Consider the following 21,688-nt stretch of genomic DNA (forward strand, 5'->3'; position numbering starts at 1 on the left):
AGGGACGGATCCCTGGACAAGAGGTATCGATGCGCCTGCCATTCGCCAGACACCCGGCTTCCCGGACGGTGCCCGGCTCCACGGAGCGAACCACGCTGGATCCGCGCGTGCACCTGGACCTGGCCCAGCTGACGGCGCTGGAACCCCAGGGCCGCCGCCTGCGACTGCTGCCGCGCCAGCCGGCTCGCAGCGTGCTCAATGGCCGCCATGGCTCGCACCTCCGGGGGCGCGGCCTGGACTTCCTTGAACTACGCGACTATCAGCCATCGGACGACGTGCGCAACATCGACTGGCGGGTCACCGCGCGCACCGGCACTCCCCATGTACGGGTGTTCACCGAAGAGCGCGATCGCCCCGCCCTGTTGGTGGTCGACCAGCGCATGTCGATGTTCTTCGGCAGCCGCCACGCCATGAAGTCGGTCACCGCCGCCGAAGCCGCCGCGCTGCTGGGCTTCGCTGTGCTGGAGCAGGGCGACCGGGTGGGCGGCATCGTGGTCAGCGACGAGGCCGTCGAAGAGTTCCGACCGCGTCGCTCCCGGGCCCAGCTGATGCGCTACCTGAGCGCCCTGGCCCAGGCCAACCAGGCCTTGCATCCACAGCGCAAGGCACCCGCGCCGACCTCGCTGGATCAGGTACTGACGTCGGTGGCACGCCTGGCCAGCCGTGACCACCTGATCATCCTGCTCAGCGATTTCGACGTTCCGGGCCCGCGCACCGAAGCGCTGCTCGGCGCCATCCGCCGCCACAATGACCTGATGCTGGTGGCGGTCAGCGACCCCTTGTCCGAGCGCTTGCCTGACGACCTCGCCTGCGTGGCCACCGACGGTCAGCGCCACGCCCGCTTTGATACCTCCGACGCCGATCAGCGCCGGGCGTTGGAAAGCGTGGCCAGGGAGCGCCGCCAGCAGCTTGAGCGCTGGTCACGACAGCTTGGCGTGGGCCTGGCGTCGCTGTCCGCTGGCTCACCCACCCTGCCCCAGCTGCGTACCTTGCTTGGGCTGCCGTCCGAGGGTGCTGCTGGTTCAGACGCTGGCGATGACCCGGCGACAGGGGGCCGCGATGAGTAGCGCTGCGAGCAACGACGATATCGTGATGTTGCCCGACCTGATCGATCAGCTGTCCGAGGCACCGGTTCCCCCTGCGATCCCCTGGATACCCCAGACCTGGGGCTGGTCGCTGCTGGCCGTCGTGATAGTGGCGCTACTGACGCTATGGGGCATCCGTCGGTATCTGCGCTGGCGTGCCGATGCCTATCGCCGCGCCGCCCTGATCGAGCTCGACCAGCGCCTGGATGACGAAGGAGCGATCGCCCTGGCGGAAATCCTCAGGCGGACCGCCCTCTCTGCCTACCCGCGGGAGCGTGTCGCCGGCCTGACCGGTCAGCGCTGGTGGCGCTTTCTCGATGCAAGCCTGGGCGACAGACGCACCCCGCACTTCGACGGCCCGCTGGGCCAGGAGCTGTCCACGGCGCCCTACCGGGCCACCACGACAGACGGCACCACACCCCCATCGGCGGAACTCGTGGCACTGAGCCGACGCTGGATCCGCCACCACCGTCGCGATATTCCCCAGGAGTCGGCGTCATGATCGAACTGGCGACGCCCTGGGCGCTGGCCCTGCTGCCGCTACCTTTACTGGCCTACTGGCTGCTGCCAGCCCACCGCCAACGGCTGGCAGCGCTGCGCCTGCCGTTCTTTCAGCGACTGGTGGAGGCCGCCGGTGTCTCGGTTCCACGCGGCCGCCAGCGCTCGCCGCTGGCTCGGCTGACACAGGCGCTGGTGTGGGGCCTGATCGTGCTGGCCCTGGCCCGTCCGGAGAAACTCAGCGAACCCATCGTCTGGCAGAGCGCCGCCCGCGACCTGATCCTGGCGGTGGACATCTCCGGCAGCATGGATGAGTCCGACCTGATCGATGCCGAGGGTGAGCCCCGCCAGCGCCTGGCGGCGGTCAAGGAGGTCATCGCCGACTTCGTCGCCGATCGCGAGGGCGAGCGTCTGGCGCTGATCGTGTTTGGCTCGCGGGCCTACGTCCAGGCGCCGCTGACCGAGGACCTCAAGACGCTGACCACGCTGCTCGACCAGACCGAGGTCGGCATGGCCGGCCCGCATACCGCGCTGGGTGACGCCATGGGTCTGGCCATCCGCCAGTTCGAGGCAAGCGACGTGGAACAGCGGCTGTTGATCCTGCTGTCCGACGGCGCCGACACCGGCAGCCGCATGAGCCCCATCAACGCCGCCTCCATCGCCGCCGAGCGCGACGTGCGGGTGATCACCATCGCCATGGGTGACCCCCAGGGCAGCGGCGAAAACCGCGTCGATAGCGAAACCCTCGAGGCCATCGCCGAGATCACCGACGGCGCCTTCTTCACCGCCACCGACCAGCAGGCGCTTGCCGCCATCTACGCGCGGATCGATGAACTGGCACCGCGTGAGGTCGCCACCCACAGCTATCGCGAGCACCGCTCGCTGAGTCACTGGCCGCTCGCTCTGGCGGCGGCATTGGTGCTGCTGACCCTGGCACTCGATCGCCGGCAGTTGGTCCGCTCACGGACGGCTGGCGATCCCCCTGGCGGGAAGGCAGATGCCCGGACAGACGTCGCCGAACACCCTGATACCAGCCGCGGTGACAACACGCAGGAGGGCACGCCATGAGCGAGTGGCTCGACGGTCTCTCTGCGCTGCACCTGCTGCGTCCACTGTGGTGCCTGCTGCTGCCGCTGGTGGTGGTGCTGTGGTGGTGGCGCCGACGGATCCCCTCGGCGGACATCGGCGGCGACCATTTTGCCCCCCACCTGGCATCTGCCCTGCGTGCCGATGGGCACGACCGCCGCCGACTGCGGCCGCTGGACACCCTGGCGCTGCTGGCCATCCTGCTGATCCTGGGCGTTGCCGGCCCCGCCTGGACGCGCATGCCCAACCCGCTGATCGCCCAGAGCGCCCCGCTGGTGGTGGTGCTGGAGGTCAGCGCCAGCATGGACCAGAGCGACGTGCCACCAAGCCGCCTGGAGCGCGCCAAGCACAAGATCCAGACCTTGCTCGAGCGTCGCGACGGCGCCCGTACCGCCTTGATCGCCTACGCCGGCAGTGCCCACCAGGTGGTGCCGCTGACCGACGACCCGGCGCTGGTCACGCCCTACCTCGAGGGGCTTTCCAGCGACGTCATGCCGGAAGACGGCGACGCCGCCGGGCAAGCGCTGGCGCTTGCCGCCAGCGTGCTCGACGGGGCTCGACGCGACAACGCAGGGCTTCCCGGCGCGGTACTGCTGGTGAGCGATGGTGTCACCGCCCAGGGTTCCGTCACGGCCGGTCTCGGCGAGGATGACACCCTGCTGGTGCTGGACATGAACGCTCCCGGCAGCTCCGGGACAAGCACGGCGTCGGTGGCGGGTGCGACCCGCGTGGGGCTGAGCGTTGACGACGCCGACGTGGACGAGATCACCCGCCGCTTGGCCGCCACCTACCAGCAAGCGCTACGCGATGACGACCGCCTGGCCTGGGAGGATCGCGGCGTATGGCTGGCCTGGCCGGCGGCGCTGCTCGCTCTGCTGGGCTTTCGCCGCGGCTGGCAGCTCGGCCTGTCCGGCCTGGCGCTGCTGCCGGTGCTGTGGGCCGGGCCCGTCACGCCGGCCCTGGCCCAGGAGGCGTCCCGGGCCACCGAGACCCTCGACACCAGCCTGGCGGGAAGGCTGACCCAGGGCCTCGCGGACGCCTTTCTGACGCCGGATCAGCAGGGCCGATGGTGGGCCGAACACAACGACTACGGCCGTGCGGCCCGCCACTTCGAGGATCCGGCCTGGCTCGGCTATGCGCTCTACCGCGATGGCCAGTACCAGGCGGCGGTCGAGGTGCTCGAACGGCTCGACAGCGCCGATGCTGCCTTCACCCAGGGTCTGGCGCTGATCAAGAATCGTCAGTACCGCCCCGCCATCGACGCCTTCGAGACGGTGCTCGAGCGCGACCCCGACTATCCCGAAGGTCAACGCAACCTGGAACTGGCCAGGGAGATTCTCGCCTACGTCGAGGACACCCGTGAGCAGTCCGATACCGGCGAGGAGCTCGGCATCGGCGCCGACGACGTGGTATTCGACAATGAAGAGGCCCGGGGTGAGGACACCGAACAGCCGGTGGAGGAACCAGGCCAGCAGATCACCGCCGAGCAGTGGATCGAGACCCTGGACACCGATACCAGCGACTTCTTGCGCCAGCGCTTCGCCATCGAGGCGCAGGCTCCCGCTAGCTCTGATAGTGATAGCGATAGCGACAACGACAGGGAGACGGCGCCATGAACCCACGTCGCGTCAGCCGCGCCTCGCGCCCTGGCAAGAGTGCGCCGCGTCTGGCGGGGCTCATGCTGCTGTCGTTGCTGCTGTCGTCTCTGGCGCTGATGTCGACGCTTTGCTCGGCCGCAGCGACAGCGGCGGATACCAGCTCGTCCCCGGTCCGGCTCACGGTCGAACTCGAGCCACAGGAGCTGGCGCCCGGCGACAGCGCCGAGCTGCGTGTCCAGGTGCTGGTACCCACCTGGATGCCTGAGCCGGTGACCTTTCCGAGCCTGGACCAGCCGGGGCTCAGGGTGACCTTGGGCGATCGCGCCACCACCCCGACCAGCCAGCGCGTCGATGGAAAGACCTGGTCCGGTGTATCGCGCCGCTATCGCCTGACGCCACTGTCCGCCGGACGCTTCGAGCTGGGCAGCGGCAGCCTCGAGGTCACCTACGCCTCTCCCGAGGACAACTCCCCGACCCAGCAACGTCTCACCCTGCCACCCGTGACCCTGACGGCCCGGCTGCCCGAGGCCGCCGAGGGACTCGACCCCTATCTGTCGGCCCGCGACATCGAGCTGACCCAGACGCTCGAGATCGTGCGAGCGGGTGAGAACGGCAAGAGCGGCAAGAGCGGCAAGAGCGGCAAGAGCGGAGAGAACGGTGAGCAGGCGCAGGGCCAGAAGGGAGACGATGGTGATGCTGACGACACCGAAAACGCGGGCGACGACCGACAGTCACCGGAGCAAGACGATGCCGACGGCGACAGCGGCCCCATCGAGCTCGAGGCCGGCGACAGCGTCACCCGCACGGTCACCGCGCGACTGAGCGGCGGCAGCGCCCTGCTGCTGCCCGACCTGCTATCTGCAACGGCCAAGGAGGCAGGCGACGAGACAGCGATGGCCCCGCTCGGGGTCTATCCCGAGACACCACGCCTTGAAGAGTCCAGCGATGGCGGCACCCGTACCGACCGGGTGACCTATGTGGCCGAAACTGGCGGCAAGAGTTCTCTGCCCGGAGTCTCGCTGCGCTGGTACGATCCCGAAAGCGACAGCCTGGAGCAGGCCGAGCTTGCGCCAATCGAGGTCAGCGTCTCGGCACCCCGCGCCGCACGCAGCGCAGAGGACTGGGCCCGCCTCGTTCTCGGCGTCTTGCCCTGGCTGCTGGGACTGGTGTTGCTGGTGTCGCTCGCCACCTGGCTGTGGCGGCGCCTTGCCATCGGTGCCAAGGTGCGTGCGCATTGGCAATATCACCAGCAACAACAGCGCCAGCGTCGCGAGGCCAGCGGCGTGGCCGGGCTTCAGCGTCTGAAGCGATCCCTCGATGCCCGCGACCTGGTCGCGGTGCGCCGACACTGGGAGGCCCTGGAACCCCATCTGGACAGCAATAGCGAAGCGCGCGCCCGCTTTGCCAACCGACTCGACGCCCTGTGTCGCGCCCGCCTCGGTCCCGACCGCGAGATCGCCAAGCCAGCGGCAGGTTTTCGCGATACTGGTGGCGACGGCGGCGGCGAAGGCGATGGCATGGACAATAAAGAATCCCTCTGGCAACGCCTGGCACAGGCCCTGCCAAGTGCACGAGAGCTTGCATCATCGCGCCCTGCAAACCGACAGCTTGCCCACGACCGCCTGACGGCGTTGAACCCGACTGCACAAGTGACCCGACGTAATGCGTGAACCTGGCCGTTTATCCTTTCTTCGATGCCTGCGTGCTCGACTTGCGACGCTCCTTCCGAGCGTCGAGTCCACAGGGCCCGCACCAGCGCTTTCGTCGACGCTGACACCAGCGCTTTCGATGGTATCGGCACCAGCGCTTGCCATGGCCCTGATGGCGGGGTTGCTGGCCGCACCGGAGAGCATTGCCCAGACGCCTCAGGGAACGCCCCAGGGAACGCCCCCGACGACGGCCACCGAAGCCAAGGGCTACGCCCCCGAAGGAAGCTGCGCCTCCTGTCACGAGGCCGAGACCCAGGCATGGCAGGATTCCGACCACGCCTGGGCGCTGCGCGACGCCACCCCCGACAATGTACTGGGCGACTTCGACGACGCCAGCTTCGAGGATGGCGAGGTCAAGGCACGCTTTCACCGCCGAGGCGATACCTTCCTGGCGACCCTGGAAGGCCCCCAGGACCCCGCCGAGACCTTCGAGATCCGCCACACCTTCGGCGTACGCCCGCTGCAGCAGTATCTGGTGGAGCAGCCAGGGGGACGACTGCAGAGTTTGACCATCGCCTGGGACTCGCGCCCCGCCAACGAAGGCGGACAGCGCTGGTTCTCGCTCTACCCGGGCCAGGCGTTTACCCCGGATGACCCCCTGCACTGGCGCGGGCGCTACCAGAACTGGAACGCCATGTGCGCCGACTGCCACTCGACCAACCTCGAGAAGCACTACGATCTTGAAAGCGACAGCTTCGCCACCACCTGGCACGAGCAGAGTGTCGGCTGCCAGAGTTGCCACGGCCCCGCCCAGGATCACCTGGGCTGGGCGGCCCGGTGGCAGGCCGACGAAGACGCTCCCGCATCCTCTCCCGCCTCAGCCGGCGATATGGGCCTTGCCCTGGATCTCGCCGACATGGACGCCCCCGAGATGGTCGAGCAGTGCGCTCGCTGCCACAGTCGCCGCCAGATGCTGGGCGCGGGCCCGGTACATGGTGCTCCGCTGACCGATGCCGCCCTGCCAAGCCTGTTGGGCGAGGGCATGTACCACGCCGACGGCCAGATCCAGGGCGAGGTCTACGTCTATGGCTCGTTCACCCAGAGCCGCATGTACCAGCAGGGTGTCGGCTGCGTGGACTGTCATGACCCGCATACCAGCGAGGTAAAGATCGAGGGCAACGGCCTGTGCCTGCAGTGCCACAACCCGGCGCCTCCGCCGCGTTTCCCGACCATGCAGCGCAACAACTACGACAGTCCCGAGCACCATCACCATACCCCCGGCAGCGAAGGCGCCCAGTGCGTGAGCTGCCATATGCCCGAGACCACCTACATGGTGGTGGACCCGCGTCGCGACCACAGCTTCCGGGTGCCCCGCCCGGATCTCGCCGAGGCCACCGGTAGCCCCGACGCCTGTACCGGCTGCCACCAGGACCTGTCACCCGCCGACGCCGCGGCGCAGATTCGTGAGTGGTTCGGTGACGACAGCCGCAGCGCCAGTCGTTCCCACTACGGTGTGGCGCTTCAGTCGGCCCGCCTGGGCCGCCCTGAAGCGCCGGACTACCTCAAGGCGCTGATCGAGGATGACGATACTCCTGACATTGTGCGCGCCACCGCGGTGGGCGAGCTCACCCCCTTTGCCGGCGACGCCCTGCCGACGCTTGAGCAGGCGCTGCAAGACGAGTCCCCACTGGTCCGCGCCGCCGCAGCGCCAGTATTCGCCCAGGCCCCCGAAGGCGCCAGGGTCGAGCTGCTGCTTCCACTGATCGATGACGAACGCCTGGCGGTCCGCGACGAGGCGGTCAAGGCGCTGGCCGGCACCTCGTTGATGGTCATGCCACAAGAGCGTCGTGCAGCCTTTCTGGAGGCACGTCGCGACTACGAGCGGCGCCTGGAGCAGAACGCCGACCTGCCCGGCAACCGCCTCAACCTGGCGGTACTGCTGGCGCGCACCGGACGCGAGGACGAAGCCGAGCAACAGTATCGTGCGGCACTGGCGATGGACCCCTACTTCCTGCCGGCCCGCGCCAACCTGGTCACCCAGCTCAGCGCCGAAGGCCGCCAACAGGACGCCCGAGCACTGCTGAAGGACGGCATCGCCCTCGATGGCATGCCCACGCCGGATCGAGGCCACCTGGCCTACCTGCTGGCACTGTCGCTGGCAGAGGATGGAGGGATGCAAGAAGAGGGTGGGATGGAAGAGGCCCTGTCCTGGCTCGAGAAGGCCGCCGAATGGCGCCCGGACCACGCCCGCACCCACTACAACCGCGGACTGATGCTGGATCGCCTGGGACGCAAGGACGAGGCCCTGGCGGCGCTCGAGCAGGGACGCCGGCAGGCACCCGGAGATCCCGACCTGCTCTACGCCCTGGTCTACGTCAACGCCACCAGCGGGCGCATCCCCCAGGCGCTGTCGGCCCTGGCCGAGCTGCGCCGACTTCGTCCGGACGACCCACGGCTGGGACAGCTGGAGCGCCAGCTACGCGGCAATCAATAGCATCCCTGAAGATGCCCTGCCCCCTTCGGCCTGGATGAAAAAGTGCCTGGGGGTCATCGGTCGTCGACCGACGACGCCCAGGCGCTGATGCGACAGACTGAAAGTTGGCGGTGGGGACGTCGGTGGTGTCGTCGGTGCGGCCGGCCTTACGCCTCGCTCTCGTCCACCACCAGGCGATTGCGCCCCTGGCGCTTGGCCGCATAGCTGGCCGCATCGGCACGTTCGATGGGAGTGTGAATATCGGCATCGCCTTCACGAAACTCGGTGATGCCGAGGCTCGTGGTGACATGGTATTCACGCCCCTCGTGGACCACACAGGTGTCGTTGATCGCTGTCAGGATGTCTTCGCCGATACGTTGCGCCTGGGCCAGCGTACAACTTGGCAGCAGCACCGCGAATTCATCGCCGCCCGGGCGAGCCACGTGATCGCTGCTGCGAACACAGCGGCCGACTTCCCGAGCGATGCGACGCAGCATCTCGTCACCGAGCGGGTGGCCACCCTCATCGTTGATCGGCTTGAACCGATCCAGGTCGAACAGCATCAGAACGGAGGGCTTGGCCATCTTGCGCCAGTCCGCCATGGCCTCTTCGAGGCGACGCTCGAAGCCTCGTCGGTTCAAGAGGCCGGTAAGGGGATCGTGTTCGGCCTCCCACTGACGTATTGCCTCCTGCTGACGACGGGCGGTGATGTCCTTGACGGTACCGACGAAGCCAATCACCTCGGTATCGATGGCGACCTGGCTGGCGTGAACCTCCAGCCATAGAAGCTCGCCATCGGCCCGCCAGTAGCGGTATTGACGCAGAAAGTCCTTCCCTGAGGCCATGCTGTAGCGCCACAGCTCGATCGCCGCATCGCGATCCTCGGCATGGATCGCCTGGACCCAACCATAGCGGTCCTGCCCTTTCATGGTACGACCGGTCAACTGGGCCAGGGCGTCATTCATGTAGGTGATGCGACCCTGGGTGTCGGTCACGAACATGCCCACCGGCGAGGACGCCAGCACGCTGTCGAGGAACGCCTGACGACCGCGCAGATCATTCAGCGCCCGGTTTCGCTCGACCTCCACGGCATTGAATGCCTCGGCAACCTGGGTCAATTCCTTCATCTCGGTACCCAGCGAGACGCGACCACGCAGCCCCTTGCCTACCTGGGCGATCTGCGACTGCAACTGGTAAAGCGGCCGTAGCAGCAGCCACACCATCCAGCCAAGAAGCGGCAGCAGCAATAGCGCGATACCCACCCCGACCCAGCTAAGGCGTTTCAGCAAGCCCCACAAGGGCGCCAATACCTGGCCTTCCGGCAAGAACACGCCGACGATCCAGTCCGCCGGCCACACCTGCCGGTATGCCTGAAAGGTCATTTCGCCATTTACCGTAGGTCCATAACGCTCGCCCTCCCAGCCATCGAGGGCCAGGTCCAGGGCCGGGTTGTGGGAAAGGTCTCCCAGCGTCCCCATCACGCGCTGGCGGTCAGGGTGGTAGAGCACCTGGCCTGAGGCGCTGAACACCGCTGCGTAGCCTTCGTTACCCAGCCGGACCCGGCTCAAGCGTCGGAAGATACCGCCCGAGTGAACTTCGACCACGCCTCCCAGAGCCCCCATGAAACGACCGTCGTCGCCCTTCAGCGGCACCAGCAACAGCACCAGCGGAAGCCCGGTAATACGTCCATAGATGGGGTCACTGACGTAGGGCCGCTCGACCTCGCGCAAAAAACTGAAGTACTCGCGATCGCTGATATCGAGCCCTTCGCGCCCAGGTGTCACCGGCCAATCGGTGACCACCCTGCCGTCGCCGTCGAATACCACCAGGCCGTCGAACAGCTCGAGCAGTACGCTGTTGTCCTTCAACACCCCACCGCCGGGATCGAGCAACGCGCCACTCGAGTGTCTGGACGCCACCCGCTCAAGCATCGCCAGGCGGGTCTCGATCTCTTCGGTCACCTCATCGGCGATCAGATGCGTCTCGTAACGCAGGTGAGAAAAGTTCACCTCACGCACCAGGTCCTTGCCGGTGTACCAGCCCCACGCCAGCAGGATCGTCACCACGACAACCCAGGTCATCGCCAGGCCAGTCATCATTCTCAGTTGCAGCGAGAGCGAAGCGACAAATCTGCACAGCTTGGGCACGAAGGCTTTCCTTCAGGGTCGAACCGCCGGTGGCGGTGGTGCGAAATACGTTACATGCATCGTGAATAGCATAAATAGTAACGCTAAACATCCATTTCCTATAAACGAAATAGAAAGGTTCGATTGTTCTTCATCGACAGCGGTCTATACCTTATATCGGACCAGACCAAGAGCAGGAGACGCCACATGACCCGCAAGACAATGACCACCAGCGCCGGTGCCCCCATCGGTGACAACCAGAACAGCCTGAGTGCGGGCCCCCGTGGACCTCTGCTGCTCGAGGACTACCAGCTTCTCGAGAAACTCGCTCACCAGAACCGCGAGCGCATCCCCGAGCGCACCGTCCACGCCAAGGGCTGGGGCGCCCACGGCACCCTGACCATCACCCAGGACATCACCCGCTACTCCAGGGCCAAGGTCTTCACCCCGGGTAGCCAGACGCCGATGCTGGCCCGCTTCTCCACCGTGGCCGGCGAACAGGGTGCGGCGGACGCCGAGCGTGACGTGCGCGGCTTCGCCCTGAAGTTCTACACCGAGGAAGGCAACTGGGATGTGGTCGGCAACAATACGCCGGTGTTCTTTATCCGTGATCCGTCCAAGTTCCCGGACTTCATCCATACCCAGAAGCGCCACCCGCGCACCAACATGCGCTCGGCCACCGCGGCCTGGGACTTCTGGTCGCTGTCGCCAGAGTCACTGCATCAGGTGACCATGCTGATGTCGGACCGTGGCCTGCCCACCGACGTTCGTCACATCAATGGCTACGGTTCCCACACCTACTCATTGATCAACGCCGACAACCAGCGCGTGTGGTGCAAGTTCCACTTCCGCACCGCCCAGGGTCACAAGCACTTTACCGATGCCGAGGCCGAACAGGTGGTGGGCAAGAGCCGCGAGACCACCCAGGAAGACCTCTACAACGCCCTGGAAAACGGCGACTACCCGCGCTGGAACTTCTTTATCCAGGTGATGACCGAGGAACAGGCCAGGCAGGCGCCGTTCAATCCCTTCGACCTGACCAAGGTGTGGCCCCATGGCGACTACCCGCTGATCGAGGTCGGCTACTTCGAGCTCAACCGCAACGCCGACAACTACTTTGCCGAGATCGAGCAGGCTGCCTTCTCACCGTCCAACAAGGTGCCGGGCATCGGCTTCTCGCCGGACAAGATGCTGCAGGCACGGGTGTTCTCTTACGCCGACGCCCACCGCTACCGCCTCGGCACCCACTACGAGGCGCTGCCGGTCAACCAGCCGAAGTGTCCGGTCCACCACTACCACAAGGACGGCCCGATGCGCTTCTTCGCCAACGGAGAGCAAAACGGCGACGCCTACTACGAGCCCAACTCCTTCGATGGACCGACCGAGGACCCGAGCGTAGTGGAACCGCCGCTGCCGCTGGAAGGCGACGCCTGGCGCTACGACCACCGCGAAGGCAATGACGACTACGCACAGCCTCGCGCCCTGTTCGAATTGATGAGCCCGGAGCAGCGGGAGCGACTGTTCGGCAATATCGCCCGGCATATGCAGGGTGTCCCGGACTTTATCAAGGAGCGTCAGCTCGGCCACTTCGAGAAGTGCCACCCGGAGTACGCTGCCGGTGTGCGTGAGGCCATCGCCAGAATCGGTGACTGACCCATCTTGCCACCAGGCGAGAAGTGCCACCCGCTGACCAATCCCGTCACAGCACGTCCCCATGCCCCCGCCTAAAGGCGGGGGTATTTTTTTGTGTCCACCGTGGTGGCATCGTTCGGCTTGTCGGGCGACCCCACCGGCCAGAGACCAACGTCTTGCACAAAAAACGGGCCCCGAAGGGCCCGTCCTGTTGTCACCACTCGCGACGATACGTCGCTCGCGATATCAGTTGTCGAGCACGACCTTGAGCTCGTAGTTGTTGGGGCCGTCCTGGGCGTTGCCGAACTTCTGACCGGCGACCCGGATATGGTACATGCCCGGGTCCAGCTGGGTGGTCAGATCGACGTTGCCGTTGAAGCCCTGGCCTTCGCCCTCGGCGACGATACGCCCGGAGGAATCGGCCACCTCCATGGTCAGGCGATAGGTGTCTTCGTCGCCCGGCGGGAAGGTCGAGGTGGTGATACGCACGCTGCTCGGCTCGGCCACGTTGAAGCTCAGTACCTCACCACGAGCGCGAATCTTGACGTCGGTCTTGACGCTCTGCACCTGACGCTCATCCGGGTTATCGCTGCGCGCTGCACTACCGCTGACGCTGGCTGCCGCGCCTGCGCCGGCGGCTGCACCTGCTGTGGCACCGGCCGCCGAGGAGGAACCCGCCACCCCGGCCGTGGACGCCGTGGTGGCCGCCGAGGCACCTGCGCTTGAGGCCACTTCGCCTGCTGCCGCTGCGGAGGAGGCAGACGCAGAAGTCGCTGCTGCGCTGGAGGACTGGGCTGCGGCAGACTGAGTCGCGGCGGCCCCGGAGGCACCGGATTGACTACCCAGGGTGACCACTGCGTCACGACTGGTAACAAAGGCGCTCTGGCTTCCGTCACGATCCGAGCCCACGAACTGCAGACCCGTGCCATCATCCACCTCGATACGATTACCGCGATCATCGAGACCCACCACGGCGATGCTGTAGCCGTCGCCGGCGCGACCGCGTCGACCAAAGCGGGTGCCCTTGACCTGCAACTCGTACTTGCCGGGTGTCAGGCGACTCTCCAACTGGAGACCACCATCCTGGCCGTAGCCCTCGCCCCGAGCGATCACGTTGCCGGCATCGTCCATCAGCACCGCATCGATCTGGTAGCTGTCTTCATAGCCTGCGCTGACACGGCTCTCGAAACGATAGACCCCTTCTTCCTCTACCTCGAAGTCATGGGCATGGGGGGACCCGAACATGAAGCTCTGGCTGCGGGCGTCACTCTCCGGCTTGAAGAAGCCGGTCAGATCGAGCTGGCGGTTCTCCTCACGGAAGCGCTCGGTCATGGCACTGTCAGAAGCCTGTACGGTGGTACCTGCAAGGGCAACACCAAGCGCCAGCAGCGCCGCGGGTAGGGTGACGTCTTTCATGGATCCTCACATGCTTGCCGATTGAGAGCAGAAAAAAAGCCGATCCCGGAGGATCGGCTTTCGTTTATAGCGTTCCAACGCTAGGGGGTCAAACCTGTCGGATTAGAACAGGTAGGTCAGACCCACGGCGTAGCCGTCACCCTGGTCGTTGTCACGGTCACGCACGGCGCCTTCCACGTAGGTGTACATGGCGTCGGAGATGTTGTAGGTCACGCCGGCAACAAACTCGTTGTGGTTGTCGTCGTCGTTCTCGTCATCGTTGGCGCTGTCGAAGTCGCTGAAGCCGCTGCCACCGAAGTCGATGTACTGGTAGGAGCCGTAAACGTCACCCATACCGTCCAGGTAGCCGTAACGGGCACCGATGGCGTAGTAGTCAGCGTCTTTCAGCAGGTCGTTGTCGGACTCGAAGCGCTCGTACTTGACGGCAACGCGCAGGCTGTCCCACTGGTACTGCATGGTGACACCGTACTGGTCGCCCAGGTCGCTATCGATGTCCACCGTTTCTACACTGTTAGTGACGCTATCACCATCAACATCGGTAGCGATGTAGGTGAATGACTGATCTTCGATGTCGTAGATACCCAGATCGTCGTAGACACCGGCGATGGAGAAGCCGCCGTAGGTGTACTTCAGACCACCGAAGATAGAGGCCTCACCGGAATCGGTCAGGTTCTCGGACTCGCCGTCACCCTTGTACTGGGTACCCAGAGCGAACTGGAAGCCGCCCCAGACCGGAGAGGTATAGGTGATCTTGTCGCCTTCGGGATCACCGACGATAACGTCAGCGTCGCCAGCTTCGTCACCCGGAGCACCCTTGAAGGTGTTGGAGTCGGAAACGTCGAAGTATTCGTTGTTGGAGATCGGATCCTGGATCCAGTCGTCCAGCAGGGAATCGTAGGAACCAACGCGAGCGTCACCGAAGTTGCCCTTCAGGCCGATGTAGGCGGTGTCGCCTGCATCACGACCGGCGACCTTCATTTCGTCGGCCTTGAAGTCGTCGATTTCGATCTTGGCGTAGCCGATCAGACCGTTGTAGATGACGTGCTCGGCGGCGAAGCCGAAGGTAGAACCGTTGTCGGCGATCTCGTCACGAGTTTCGCCATCGTCATCCTTGACTCCGGCGTAGACCAGCTGGACGTTGCCGTAGATGTCGAGTTTGGTGCCGTCTTGGTTGTAGACGGTGGCGGCCTGGGCACTGACGGCGGTAAAGGCGGCAGCACCGGCGATGGCAGTCGCTAACAGTGTCTTTTTCATTGCTGAGTTCCTTTTGACTAGCTTGCTGTTTCGATCGTTGCTGCGCTTGGCAGCCTTGGCTTGCCGGTCGTTGCCGGCTCGTTTTTCTGGCCTTGTGGTTCCTGGCAGGGAACCGAGGCAGCGAGCCTGACAGCGGCGAAGCCTTGTTATAGTCCAATGCTCGCAAGGGCAACCATATACCGGGATTCTCAGGAGCGCAACAAGAAAAAAACACTGTTTTCGTTCCCGCCGCCCCTCGATTCGACACCGATCCCTGCGAAGGCGCCGCCAGCGCTGGAACCGGAAAAACGACTTAACGAACATTGTTCGCTAACCTCGAACCGATTCTGCACAAAGTGCTGCGCCGGGCATAGCGACTACATCATGCCCCGCTGATGTGACGCTTTCAAGTCAGCTGGGTTGAACACTGTCGACAGTCGTCAACGGCGGCGGCCGTCCATAAGGACCGCACAATTGAGGACCGCACATCAGGACCAGGCATAAAGCGCCCAGACAACGACCACACCCAAGGAGCGCGGTCAGTGACTACCATTGTGGCGGGCCATCAGGGCGTCGAGTTTGCGCTGTAGCCGCGACTCCTCGCTGTCGTGTCCATGAGACTGGTGCCTGGACTCGTTCTGCGGCTGGTGGAGATGCGGGGGGCGCCCCTGTGACATCGCCGTGCGGCTGCTCTGTTCACTCTCGACTTCCCGATGGGGCTGCGGGTCGGCCTTTGATGCCCCCTGGGGTTGATTGCCCTTGCCTGCGCCAGCGCGCCGCCGGCCCTGGCCGCTGCGCCGCTGCGACACCTTGCCGCGCCCTTGCTGCTCCGCCTGCAGGCGGTCCAGCTTGCGCTTGGCGTGTTCGGCGGCCTGGGCATCGACCGCTCCGACCAGCGCGCCCTGCAGATCGATACGCTCGGCGCCTTCCCTGACCGACTTGAGATACCGCGGCAGGTTGACGTAGCAGGCCAGGGCCCGCCGCACCAGCTTCTCGGGCCAGGGCTCGCTGGCCGCCAGGTCCTCGTGGATGCCCACCTTCAAGGGACGGGTGTGGCCCTTGAAGAAGGTCTTGTCATAGCGCTGGTACCACTCACCCAACAGCGCCTGGGGAGACGGCGCCTTGTCGATGGCCAGATCCCCCTGGCGGCCAGCCTCGTCGGAGGCCGTCGCTTCGGATGTATCACCCTGGAGGTCAGCGTCCCTGGAAGGCGCCCCTTGGCTTTGTTGGCTTGACTGCGACCGAGAGGCGTCGGATGACACCGTCGCGTCAGTGGACGGGGCCGGGGACGCTTCGCTGGCCGTTACAGCCGATGCGACCTCGCCGGCAGGCCCGTCCACTCGCCCAGCATCCAGGTCAGAGGCTTGCTCAGGAGACTGGACAGGGGCTTGCTCACCGCTGTGCTCGGCAGATGTCTTGTCGGCTTGCTCGGTTTGCTCAACGGCTGTATGAGCCGCTGTCTGGTCAGACGCCTGGTCGGCTGCTTGTTCAGTCGTCCGATCGTCTGTCTCGTCGGCTGACTGATCACCACTGGCATGACGCGGGCGATGCTGCATCAATGCAGCCAGGCCCTGGGCGCGTCGCTTGGGACGAACAAAGGCGGGGGACTGAGGCTCGGCTTCGGGATGTTCGACGCGCTCACGCAGCCTGGCGTTGTGGGCCTCGAGTTCACGATTCTGTTCGTCGAGTTCGCGATTTTCCTCGGTCAGTTCGCTGTTTTCTTCAAACAGCGCCTGGCGCTCGGCGCGCAGTGCCTCAAGCTCCGTCTCGAGCTGACCGCTGCGTTCGACGGCGCTGCCAAGTTGCGACTCGAGCTCACGCTGACGTTCTCGGGCGGCGGTCAATTCGGCGTTCAGCTCAGCGCTCAACCGCTCTCGTTCGGACGCCAGCCGTTCGCACTCCTCCATCAAGCGCTGGCGCTCGTCGGCCATACGCTGGTGCTCGCTGGACAGCTGACGCTCGCGCCGACGCCCTTCACGCAGTCCGTCCAATAGCGTCGCCGTGCGTTGCTCGAGCGCCTCCAACGGGTGTTCTGCGTGTGTCTCGATCACGTCGACTCCTCCAGGCTCAGCAAAATGCCGCGTTGCAGGGGTGACTCCGGTCACGCCCCGCTGTTGTCAGGGTTGTCGCCACAGTCTGTGCCAGGGCTTGCGATGTCGCAATTGTCGCCGCTCGGCGACGCTCATTGTGTCACCTGCAAGACGCCAATTTCGTCCCGTGGCGACTACCGCAAATCCGCAACCAGGCATTAGGCGCTTCAGCTCTCGGCTGAACGCTCGTAGCGAACGAAGCGGTAGGCGGGCTGGCCTTCGCTCGGCGAGCCGGCTTCGCTGGCGACTTCCTGCCAGTCGCCTTCAAGCGCCGGGAAGTGGGCGTCACCTTCGATATCGACATCCACCTCGGTGAGATAGAGCCGCGATGCGATCGGCATGGCCTGGGCGTAGATCTGAGCCCCGCCCATGACCATGATCTCTTCGGCGGCCTCGATGGTGGCCTGACGGTCGGCCAGTTCGATCGCGCTGGCCAGGTCGTGACAGACCCTGACGCCATCGTGATGAAAGGAGGTGTCACGGGTGACCACGATATTCAGCCGGTTAGGCAGCGGACGGCCGATGGACTCGAAGGTCTTGCGTCCCATCACCAGGGGCTTGGCCTGGGTCATGCGCTTGAAGAACTTGAGGTCCTCCGGCAGGTACCAGGGCAGCTGGTTGTCGACCCCGATGACCCGGTTACGCGACATGGCGGCGATCATCGCCACCGGCACGAAGGTGTCGAGCCTCGCCAGATCCTGGCCTTCGCTCGCATTGTCGGCGCTGCTCATACCGCTACCTCGGCCTTGATATGGGGATGGGGTTCATAGTCGTGGATGCTGATGTGCTCGAAACGGAAGTCGAACAGGTTATCCACCGACGGCTCCAGCTCCAGGCGAGGCGCCCGGGTGGGCGTTCGACTCAGCTGCAACTCGGCCTGTTCGAGATGGTTCAGATAAAGGTGGGCATCCCCCAGGGTGTGAACGAAATCACCGGGGGCAAGACCCGCCACCTGGGCGATCATCCGAGTGAGCAGCGCGTAGCTTGCGATATTGAAGGGAACGCCAAGGAAGATGTCGGCACTGCGCTGATAGAGCTGGCAGGACAGCTTGCCGTCGGCCACGTAAAACTGGAACAGGCAATGACAGGGAGGCAGTGCCATCTCGTCCACCAGCGCCGGGTTCCAGGCGGACACGATCAGCCGCCGTGAGCGCGGGTTGGTGGCAAGCTGGTCGAGCAGTGTCTCGATCTGATCGACGCTGCCACCGCGAGGATCCGGCCAGCTACGCCACTGATAGCCATAGACAGGGCCGAGGTCGCCGTTCTCGTCGGCCCACTCGTCCCAGATACGCACGCCGTTTTCCTTGAGGTAGGCGATATTGGTATCGCCCTTCAGAAACCACAGAAGCTCATGGATGATCGACCGCAGATGCAGCTTCTTGGTGGTCACCAACGGAAAGCCGCGGGACAGATCGAAGCGCATCTGATGACCAAAGATCGAGCGTGTGCCCACGCCGGTGCGGTCGTCACGCTCGACCCCTTCGTCCAGCACCTTGCGCATCAAATCCAGATACGGCTGCTCCAGGGCGGGGAGGTCGGTGGCTTCGGCAGCGCTATCAACAGGCATCGGGATTCACTCGCTTGGTCGTGACGGATTCGGGACGGTTTCTCGAAACCAGAAAAACCGGCAATTGTACTGCTCGGCATGCTTCGATGCCAGACGCGGCCAGCTTGGCGCGGCCAGCTTGGCGCGGCCACCGGGGCCCTGTCGGCGTGACGCAGCCTCTCGGGCATGACCAACCGGGCCGGGCCAAGGCGGCCGCATCATGCATCGGCGGATCGTCAGCGCCTAGTCGGCCGCAGGCGCGGTACGGACATCCATCGGCTGGCGGCGAGACCAGGCCACCAACAGCACGCCGAACAGGATCATCGGCAGGCTAAGCAGCATGCCCATGGTGACCCAGCCAAGGGCAATGAAGCCAAGCTGCGGGTCCGGCTGACGCACGAACTCCACGGCGAAGCGACTCAAGCCGTAGATCAACAGGAACAGACCAGAGACCAGGCCGCGACGTCGCGGTGTGCTCGACACCCACCACAGCACCACGAACAGTACCAGGCCTTCGAGCAGCGCCTCGTACAGCGAGGAAGGATGGCGCGGCTCGGGGCCGTAGCCAGGGAACGGCATGCCCCAGGGAAGGTCAGTGACGCGGCCCGGCAGTTCGTGATTGATGAAGTTACCGATGCGCCCGGCCCCCAGGCCGATCGGCACCAGCGGCGCGACGAAGTCGGTCAGGGTGAAGAACGCCAGGTTCTTGCGCCGGGCGAACAGCAAGGCCGCCAGCAACACCCCGAGCAGGCCGCCATGGAAGCTCATGCCGCCATCCCACACCTTGACGATCCACAGCGGGTCCGCGAGCCACTGATCCAGCCCGTAGAACAGCGCGTAGCCAAGGCGTCCACCGAGCACCACGCCGAGGGCGGCGTAGAACAGCAGGTCGCCCACGTCGTCCCGGGTCAGGCCGATGCGGTGGGCGCGTCGACAGCCCAACCACCAGGCAGCGACAAAGCCCACCACGTACATCAGTCCATACCAGTGGACCTGGAGCGGACCCAGCGAGATGGCAACGGGATCGATCTGGGGATAAGACAGCATAGTCGGTAGATTTCCTGAAAGTGACCGAGGTGACCAGAGAGTAACGTAGCGCTATACAAGCGGATGACCGCCAGAAAAACGCCACAGCGGCAATAGGACAGCAAGCGGCGGCGACGGTTCGCTACAGCAGGAAGCCGAGCCCCACCACCGTCAGCAACAGCGCGAACGACAGCTTGAGCACCCGAGCGGGCAACCGATGCGCCAGTCGCACACCAAGCCGCGCACAGGGAACGCTGGTCAGGGCAATCCCCAAAAGCGCCGGCAGCATGACAAAACCGAAGGCGCCATCGGGCAGTCGCGGATCACCAAGGCCAACGGCGATGAAGGTCACCGCGCCGACCAGGGCGATGGGCATTCCGCAGGCCGCCGAGGTACCGACCGCCTGGGTCATGCTGGCACCGCAGCGAATCAGCCAGGGAACGCTCAGTGTCCCCCCACCGATACCGAAGAGGGCAGAGACACCTCCGATGACACCGCCGGCGACGACCATGCTGCCACGCCCGGGGGCCTGACGCCCCGCCTTGGGCGAGCGCCCCAGCACCAGCTTGGCGGCGACCAGCAGCAGAAAGACGCCGAACAGCGTGCCGAGCAGGCCGCCCGACAGGGCGCCGGCAACGAACACCCCAAGCACGGCGCCCATCACCAGCCCCGGCAGCAGCGCTACCAGCCAGTCACGCCGAATGCTGCCCCGGCGAAAGTGGCCCCAGGCGGACGAGGCGCCGGTGATCACGATGGTCGCAAGCGAGGTCCCCACCGCCAGGTGCATGGCCACCTCGCCGGACACCTGTTGCAGCGCGAATACCGTCATCAGGCTGGGCACGATGATCAGCCCGCCACCCACGCCGTAGAGACCGGCCAGGAAGCCCGCCGCGGTGCCGAGCGCCAGATAGGAGACCAGGGACGCCAGCATCAGACCGACCTCGTCGGCAGCGGCAACCAGTGATCGAGCAGTTCGAGCAGCGCCTGGGGACGATAGGGCTTGGCCAGCCAGGCGTCCATGCCGGCCTGCTGAAAGCGCGCCTGGTCCTGGTCGCTGGCATTGGCGGTCAGGGCGATCACCACCGCACGCGGGCGGCCCGAATCCGCCGCCTCCATCGCGCGCAGACGACGGCAGGTCTCGACGCCGTCGATATCCGGCAGCACGATATCCATCAGCACCAGATCGACGGCAACCGCCGCCAGCCGCTCCAGCGCTTCCTCTCCGCGGGTCGCGGTCACCACCTCGACGCCTCGGCGCTCGAGAACCTCCCGCGCCAGCATCAGGTTGACCGGACCGTCGTCGACGATCAGCACCCTGGGTGTCGCTTCGTCGGCCGATGACTCGGAAGGCTCTGCCACAGGCGCCGTGTCGGTGCCGTCCTCGAGGTTGTCGAGCAACAGGCGAATATCGCTCAGTCGGCGTAACGCCTCGGGCTCGGCGCCGTCGCCGGCCCGGTTGATCAGCTGATCGAGCTCGGCGATCAAGGGTGCCAATGCCTTGCCGACGTGGCTCAGGTAGCTCGACTTCAGACGCGACTCTTCTCTGGCGCGGGACAGCGCGGCGGCCAGGCGCCGGCTTTCGTGCTCCCAGTCGCTGGGCTCGCCCAGCGAATCCGGCGTGTTCTCTGCTCGGCTATCTGCTCGGCTATCTGCTCGGCTATCTACTCCGATATCTGCTCTGACTTCCCCCTGGCTTTCGAGCCAAACCGCATCACCGCTCTCGACGTCAGGCGGACTGCCGCGCCGTCTTTGGCCTGCCTTCGGTCGAGCGTCGATGGCCTCGAGCAGCCACCTGACTCGCTCCATCAGCGAGTCTTCCGGCGAGGGGGCTTCGTGCCGCCCATCGAGTTGTGGCGACAACTGGCTCTCGACCCGTTCGAGCAGGCTGTCGAAGTCACGCTGAGCGCGGGATAGGCGATGCTTGAGCAGCACCAGGAAGACGAGGATGTTGAGCGTGGTGCCCACCAGCAGACCCATGACGATCCACAGGGTGGTGCTCCAGCCGGCGGCGGCGGGCATCAGCCAGTGCAGCGAGGCGCCCAGCACCAGACACAGCGCCAGCAGCACCCCCTGGGCGGCTACCACCGGCCACAGGATGGGAATCACCAGCCTGCGCCAAAAGCGATCCCTGCTATCGTCGCCTTCCATCTTCCATCCTGTTGAATGAAGAAGCCAAGAGTGTACGTTGCCGGCCGCAGCCTGTCATGGTGGCACAGTTGCAGGCTCTCCC

At 65.5% G+C, this 21,688-nt stretch carries 16 protein-coding genes; 7 read left to right on the forward strand and 9 right to left on the reverse strand.

Annotated features, from left to right (window positions below; all coding sequences use genetic code 11):
* The first annotated feature begins 29 nt into the window (after window positions 1–29).
* From KUV74_RS02365 to KUV74_RS02390, 6 genes are all read left to right on the forward strand, one after another.
* The gene (locus tag KUV74_RS02365) at window positions 30–1,067 is read left to right on the forward strand and encodes a DUF58 domain-containing protein (protein WP_222515564.1); all 1,038 of its coding nucleotides are present in this window, start codon (window positions 30–32) and stop codon (window positions 1,065–1,067) included.
* A complete protein-coding gene (locus KUV74_RS02370) occupies window positions 1,060–1,587 on the forward strand; it encodes a DUF4381 domain-containing protein (RefSeq protein WP_222515565.1) in 528 nt (175 codons plus the stop codon). The genes KUV74_RS02365 and KUV74_RS02370 overlap by 8 nt, the downstream gene beginning before the upstream one ends.
* Window positions 1,584–2,651: a VWA domain-containing protein gene (locus tag KUV74_RS02375; RefSeq protein ID WP_222515566.1), complete on the forward strand. Its 1,068-nt coding sequence runs from the start codon at window positions 1,584–1,586 to the stop codon at window positions 2,649–2,651. The genes KUV74_RS02370 and KUV74_RS02375 overlap by 4 nt, the downstream gene beginning before the upstream one ends.
* On the forward strand, window positions 2,648–4,285 hold the full coding sequence (locus KUV74_RS02380; RefSeq protein ID WP_222515567.1) for a VWA domain-containing protein: 1,638 nt from the start codon (window positions 2,648–2,650) through the stop codon (window positions 4,283–4,285). Before KUV74_RS02375 ends, KUV74_RS02380 begins: the two co-directional genes overlap by 4 nt.
* Window positions 4,282–5,937, forward strand: coding sequence for a hypothetical protein (locus tag KUV74_RS02385; protein WP_222515568.1), 1,656 nt, complete (start codon window positions 4,282–4,284; stop codon window positions 5,935–5,937). The genes KUV74_RS02380 and KUV74_RS02385 overlap by 4 nt, the downstream gene beginning before the upstream one ends.
* Before the next feature lie 118 nt (window positions 5,938–6,055).
* Window positions 6,056–8,410 (forward strand): tetratricopeptide repeat protein, encoded by a 2,355-nt coding sequence (locus KUV74_RS02390; protein ID WP_222515569.1) that lies wholly within the window; start codon window positions 6,056–6,058, stop codon window positions 8,408–8,410.
* Window positions 8,411–8,556: 146 nt separating this feature from the next.
* On the opposite strand, the gene KUV74_RS02395 is transcribed toward KUV74_RS02390, so the two are convergent.
* Window positions 8,557–10,536, reverse strand: a complete 1,980-nt coding sequence (locus KUV74_RS02395) for a diguanylate cyclase domain-containing protein (protein ID WP_315900713.1) — start codon at window positions 10,534–10,536, stop codon at window positions 8,557–8,559.
* A 186-nt stretch (window positions 10,537–10,722) separates the two neighbouring features.
* Between KUV74_RS02395 and KUV74_RS02400 the strand changes: the two genes are divergently transcribed.
* A complete protein-coding gene (locus KUV74_RS02400) occupies window positions 10,723–12,168 on the forward strand; it encodes a catalase (RefSeq protein ID WP_222515570.1) in 1,446 nt (481 codons plus the stop codon).
* A 225-nt stretch (window positions 12,169–12,393) separates the two neighbouring features.
* Here the strand turns inward: KUV74_RS02400 and KUV74_RS02405 are convergent, their stop codons facing one another.
* The 8 genes from KUV74_RS02405 to KUV74_RS02440 form a co-directional block, all read right to left on the reverse strand.
* Entirely contained in the window at window positions 12,394–13,563 is a 1,170-nt protein-coding gene (locus KUV74_RS02405) for a hypothetical protein (RefSeq protein ID WP_222515571.1), read from the reverse strand.
* Window positions 13,564–13,665: 102 nt separating this feature from the next.
* Window positions 13,666–14,817 carry a porin gene (locus KUV74_RS02410; RefSeq protein ID WP_108131409.1) on the reverse strand — a complete coding sequence of 384 codons (1,152 nt, stop codon included), beginning with the start codon at window positions 14,815–14,817 and terminating at the stop codon, window positions 13,666–13,668.
* Between the two features lie 518 nt (window positions 14,818–15,335).
* The gene (locus KUV74_RS02415) at window positions 15,336–16,847 is read right to left on the reverse strand and encodes a ProQ/FINO family protein (RefSeq protein ID WP_231498464.1); all 1,512 of its coding nucleotides are present in this window, start codon (window positions 16,845–16,847) and stop codon (window positions 15,336–15,338) included.
* A 206-nt stretch (window positions 16,848–17,053) separates the two neighbouring features.
* Window positions 17,054–17,617 carry a dihydrofolate reductase gene (locus KUV74_RS02420; protein WP_222515572.1) on the reverse strand — a complete coding sequence of 188 codons (564 nt, stop codon included), beginning with the start codon at window positions 17,615–17,617 and terminating at the stop codon, window positions 17,054–17,056.
* Window positions 17,614–18,453 carry a thymidylate synthase gene (locus KUV74_RS02425; RefSeq protein WP_108131407.1) on the reverse strand — a complete coding sequence of 280 codons (840 nt, stop codon included), beginning with the start codon at window positions 18,451–18,453 and terminating at the stop codon, window positions 17,614–17,616. The genes KUV74_RS02420 and KUV74_RS02425 overlap by 4 nt, the downstream gene beginning before the upstream one ends.
* Window positions 18,454–18,675: 222 nt before the next feature.
* Window positions 18,676–19,479 (reverse strand): prolipoprotein diacylglyceryl transferase, encoded by an 804-nt coding sequence (gene lgt, locus KUV74_RS02430; RefSeq protein ID WP_108131406.1) that lies wholly within the window; start codon window positions 19,477–19,479, stop codon window positions 18,676–18,678.
* Window positions 19,480–19,600: 121 nt separating this feature from the next.
* Complete coding sequence (locus KUV74_RS02435; protein ID WP_108131405.1) at window positions 19,601–20,389, reverse strand: sulfite exporter TauE/SafE family protein; 789 nt, start codon at window positions 20,387–20,389, stop codon at window positions 19,601–19,603.
* Window positions 20,389–21,606 (reverse strand): response regulator, encoded by a 1,218-nt coding sequence (locus tag KUV74_RS02440; protein ID WP_108131404.1) that lies wholly within the window; start codon window positions 21,604–21,606, stop codon window positions 20,389–20,391. The genes KUV74_RS02435 and KUV74_RS02440 overlap by 1 nt, the downstream gene beginning before the upstream one ends.
* Window positions 21,607–21,688 lie beyond the last annotated feature (82 nt).

It is taken from the genome of Halomonas sp. DP1Y21-3 (assembly GCF_019801245.1).
Classification (GTDB): Bacteria; Pseudomonadota; Gammaproteobacteria; order Pseudomonadales; family Halomonadaceae; genus Halomonas; species Halomonas litopenaei.

What these genes read in the sequence shown, in the direction of transcription:
- KUV74_RS02365 (WP_222515564.1), top strand. Translation starts at nt 30, where the DNA reads ATGCGCCTGCCATTCGCCAGACACCCGGCTTCCCGGACGGTGCCCGGC.
- KUV74_RS02370 (WP_222515565.1), top strand. Translation starts at nt 1,060, where the DNA reads ATGAGTAGCGCTGCGAGCAACGACGATATCGTGATGTTGCCCGACCTG.
- KUV74_RS02375 (WP_222515566.1), top strand. Translation starts at nt 1,584, where the DNA reads ATGATCGAACTGGCGACGCCCTGGGCGCTGGCCCTGCTGCCGCTACCT.
- KUV74_RS02380 (WP_222515567.1), top strand. Translation starts at nt 2,648, where the DNA reads ATGAGCGAGTGGCTCGACGGTCTCTCTGCGCTGCACCTGCTGCGTCCA.
- KUV74_RS02385 (WP_222515568.1), top strand. Translation starts at nt 4,282, where the DNA reads ATGAACCCACGTCGCGTCAGCCGCGCCTCGCGCCCTGGCAAGAGTGCG.
- KUV74_RS02390 (WP_222515569.1), top strand. Translation starts at nt 6,056, where the DNA reads ATGGTATCGGCACCAGCGCTTGCCATGGCCCTGATGGCGGGGTTGCTG.
- KUV74_RS02400 (WP_222515570.1), top strand. Translation starts at nt 10,723, where the DNA reads ATGACCCGCAAGACAATGACCACCAGCGCCGGTGCCCCCATCGGTGAC.
- KUV74_RS02405 (WP_222515571.1), bottom strand. Translation starts at nt 13,563, where the DNA reads ATGAAAGACGTCACCCTACCCGCGGCGCTGCTGGCGCTTGGTGTTGCC.
- KUV74_RS02410 (WP_108131409.1), bottom strand. Translation starts at nt 14,817, where the DNA reads ATGAAAAAGACACTGTTAGCGACTGCCATCGCCGGTGCTGCCGCCTTT.
- KUV74_RS02420 (WP_222515572.1), bottom strand. Translation starts at nt 17,617, where the DNA reads ATGAGCAGCGCCGACAATGCGAGCGAAGGCCAGGATCTGGCGAGGCTC.
- KUV74_RS02425 (WP_108131407.1), bottom strand. Translation starts at nt 18,453, where the DNA reads ATGCCTGTTGATAGCGCTGCCGAAGCCACCGACCTCCCCGCCCTGGAG.
- lgt (WP_108131406.1), bottom strand. Translation starts at nt 19,479, where the DNA reads ATGCTGTCTTATCCCCAGATCGATCCCGTTGCCATCTCGCTGGGTCCG.
- KUV74_RS02435 (WP_108131405.1), bottom strand. Translation starts at nt 20,389, where the DNA reads ATGCTGGCGTCCCTGGTCTCCTATCTGGCGCTCGGCACCGCGGCGGGC.
- KUV74_RS02440 (WP_108131404.1), bottom strand. Translation starts at nt 21,606, where the DNA reads ATGGAAGGCGACGATAGCAGGGATCGCTTTTGGCGCAGGCTGGTGATT.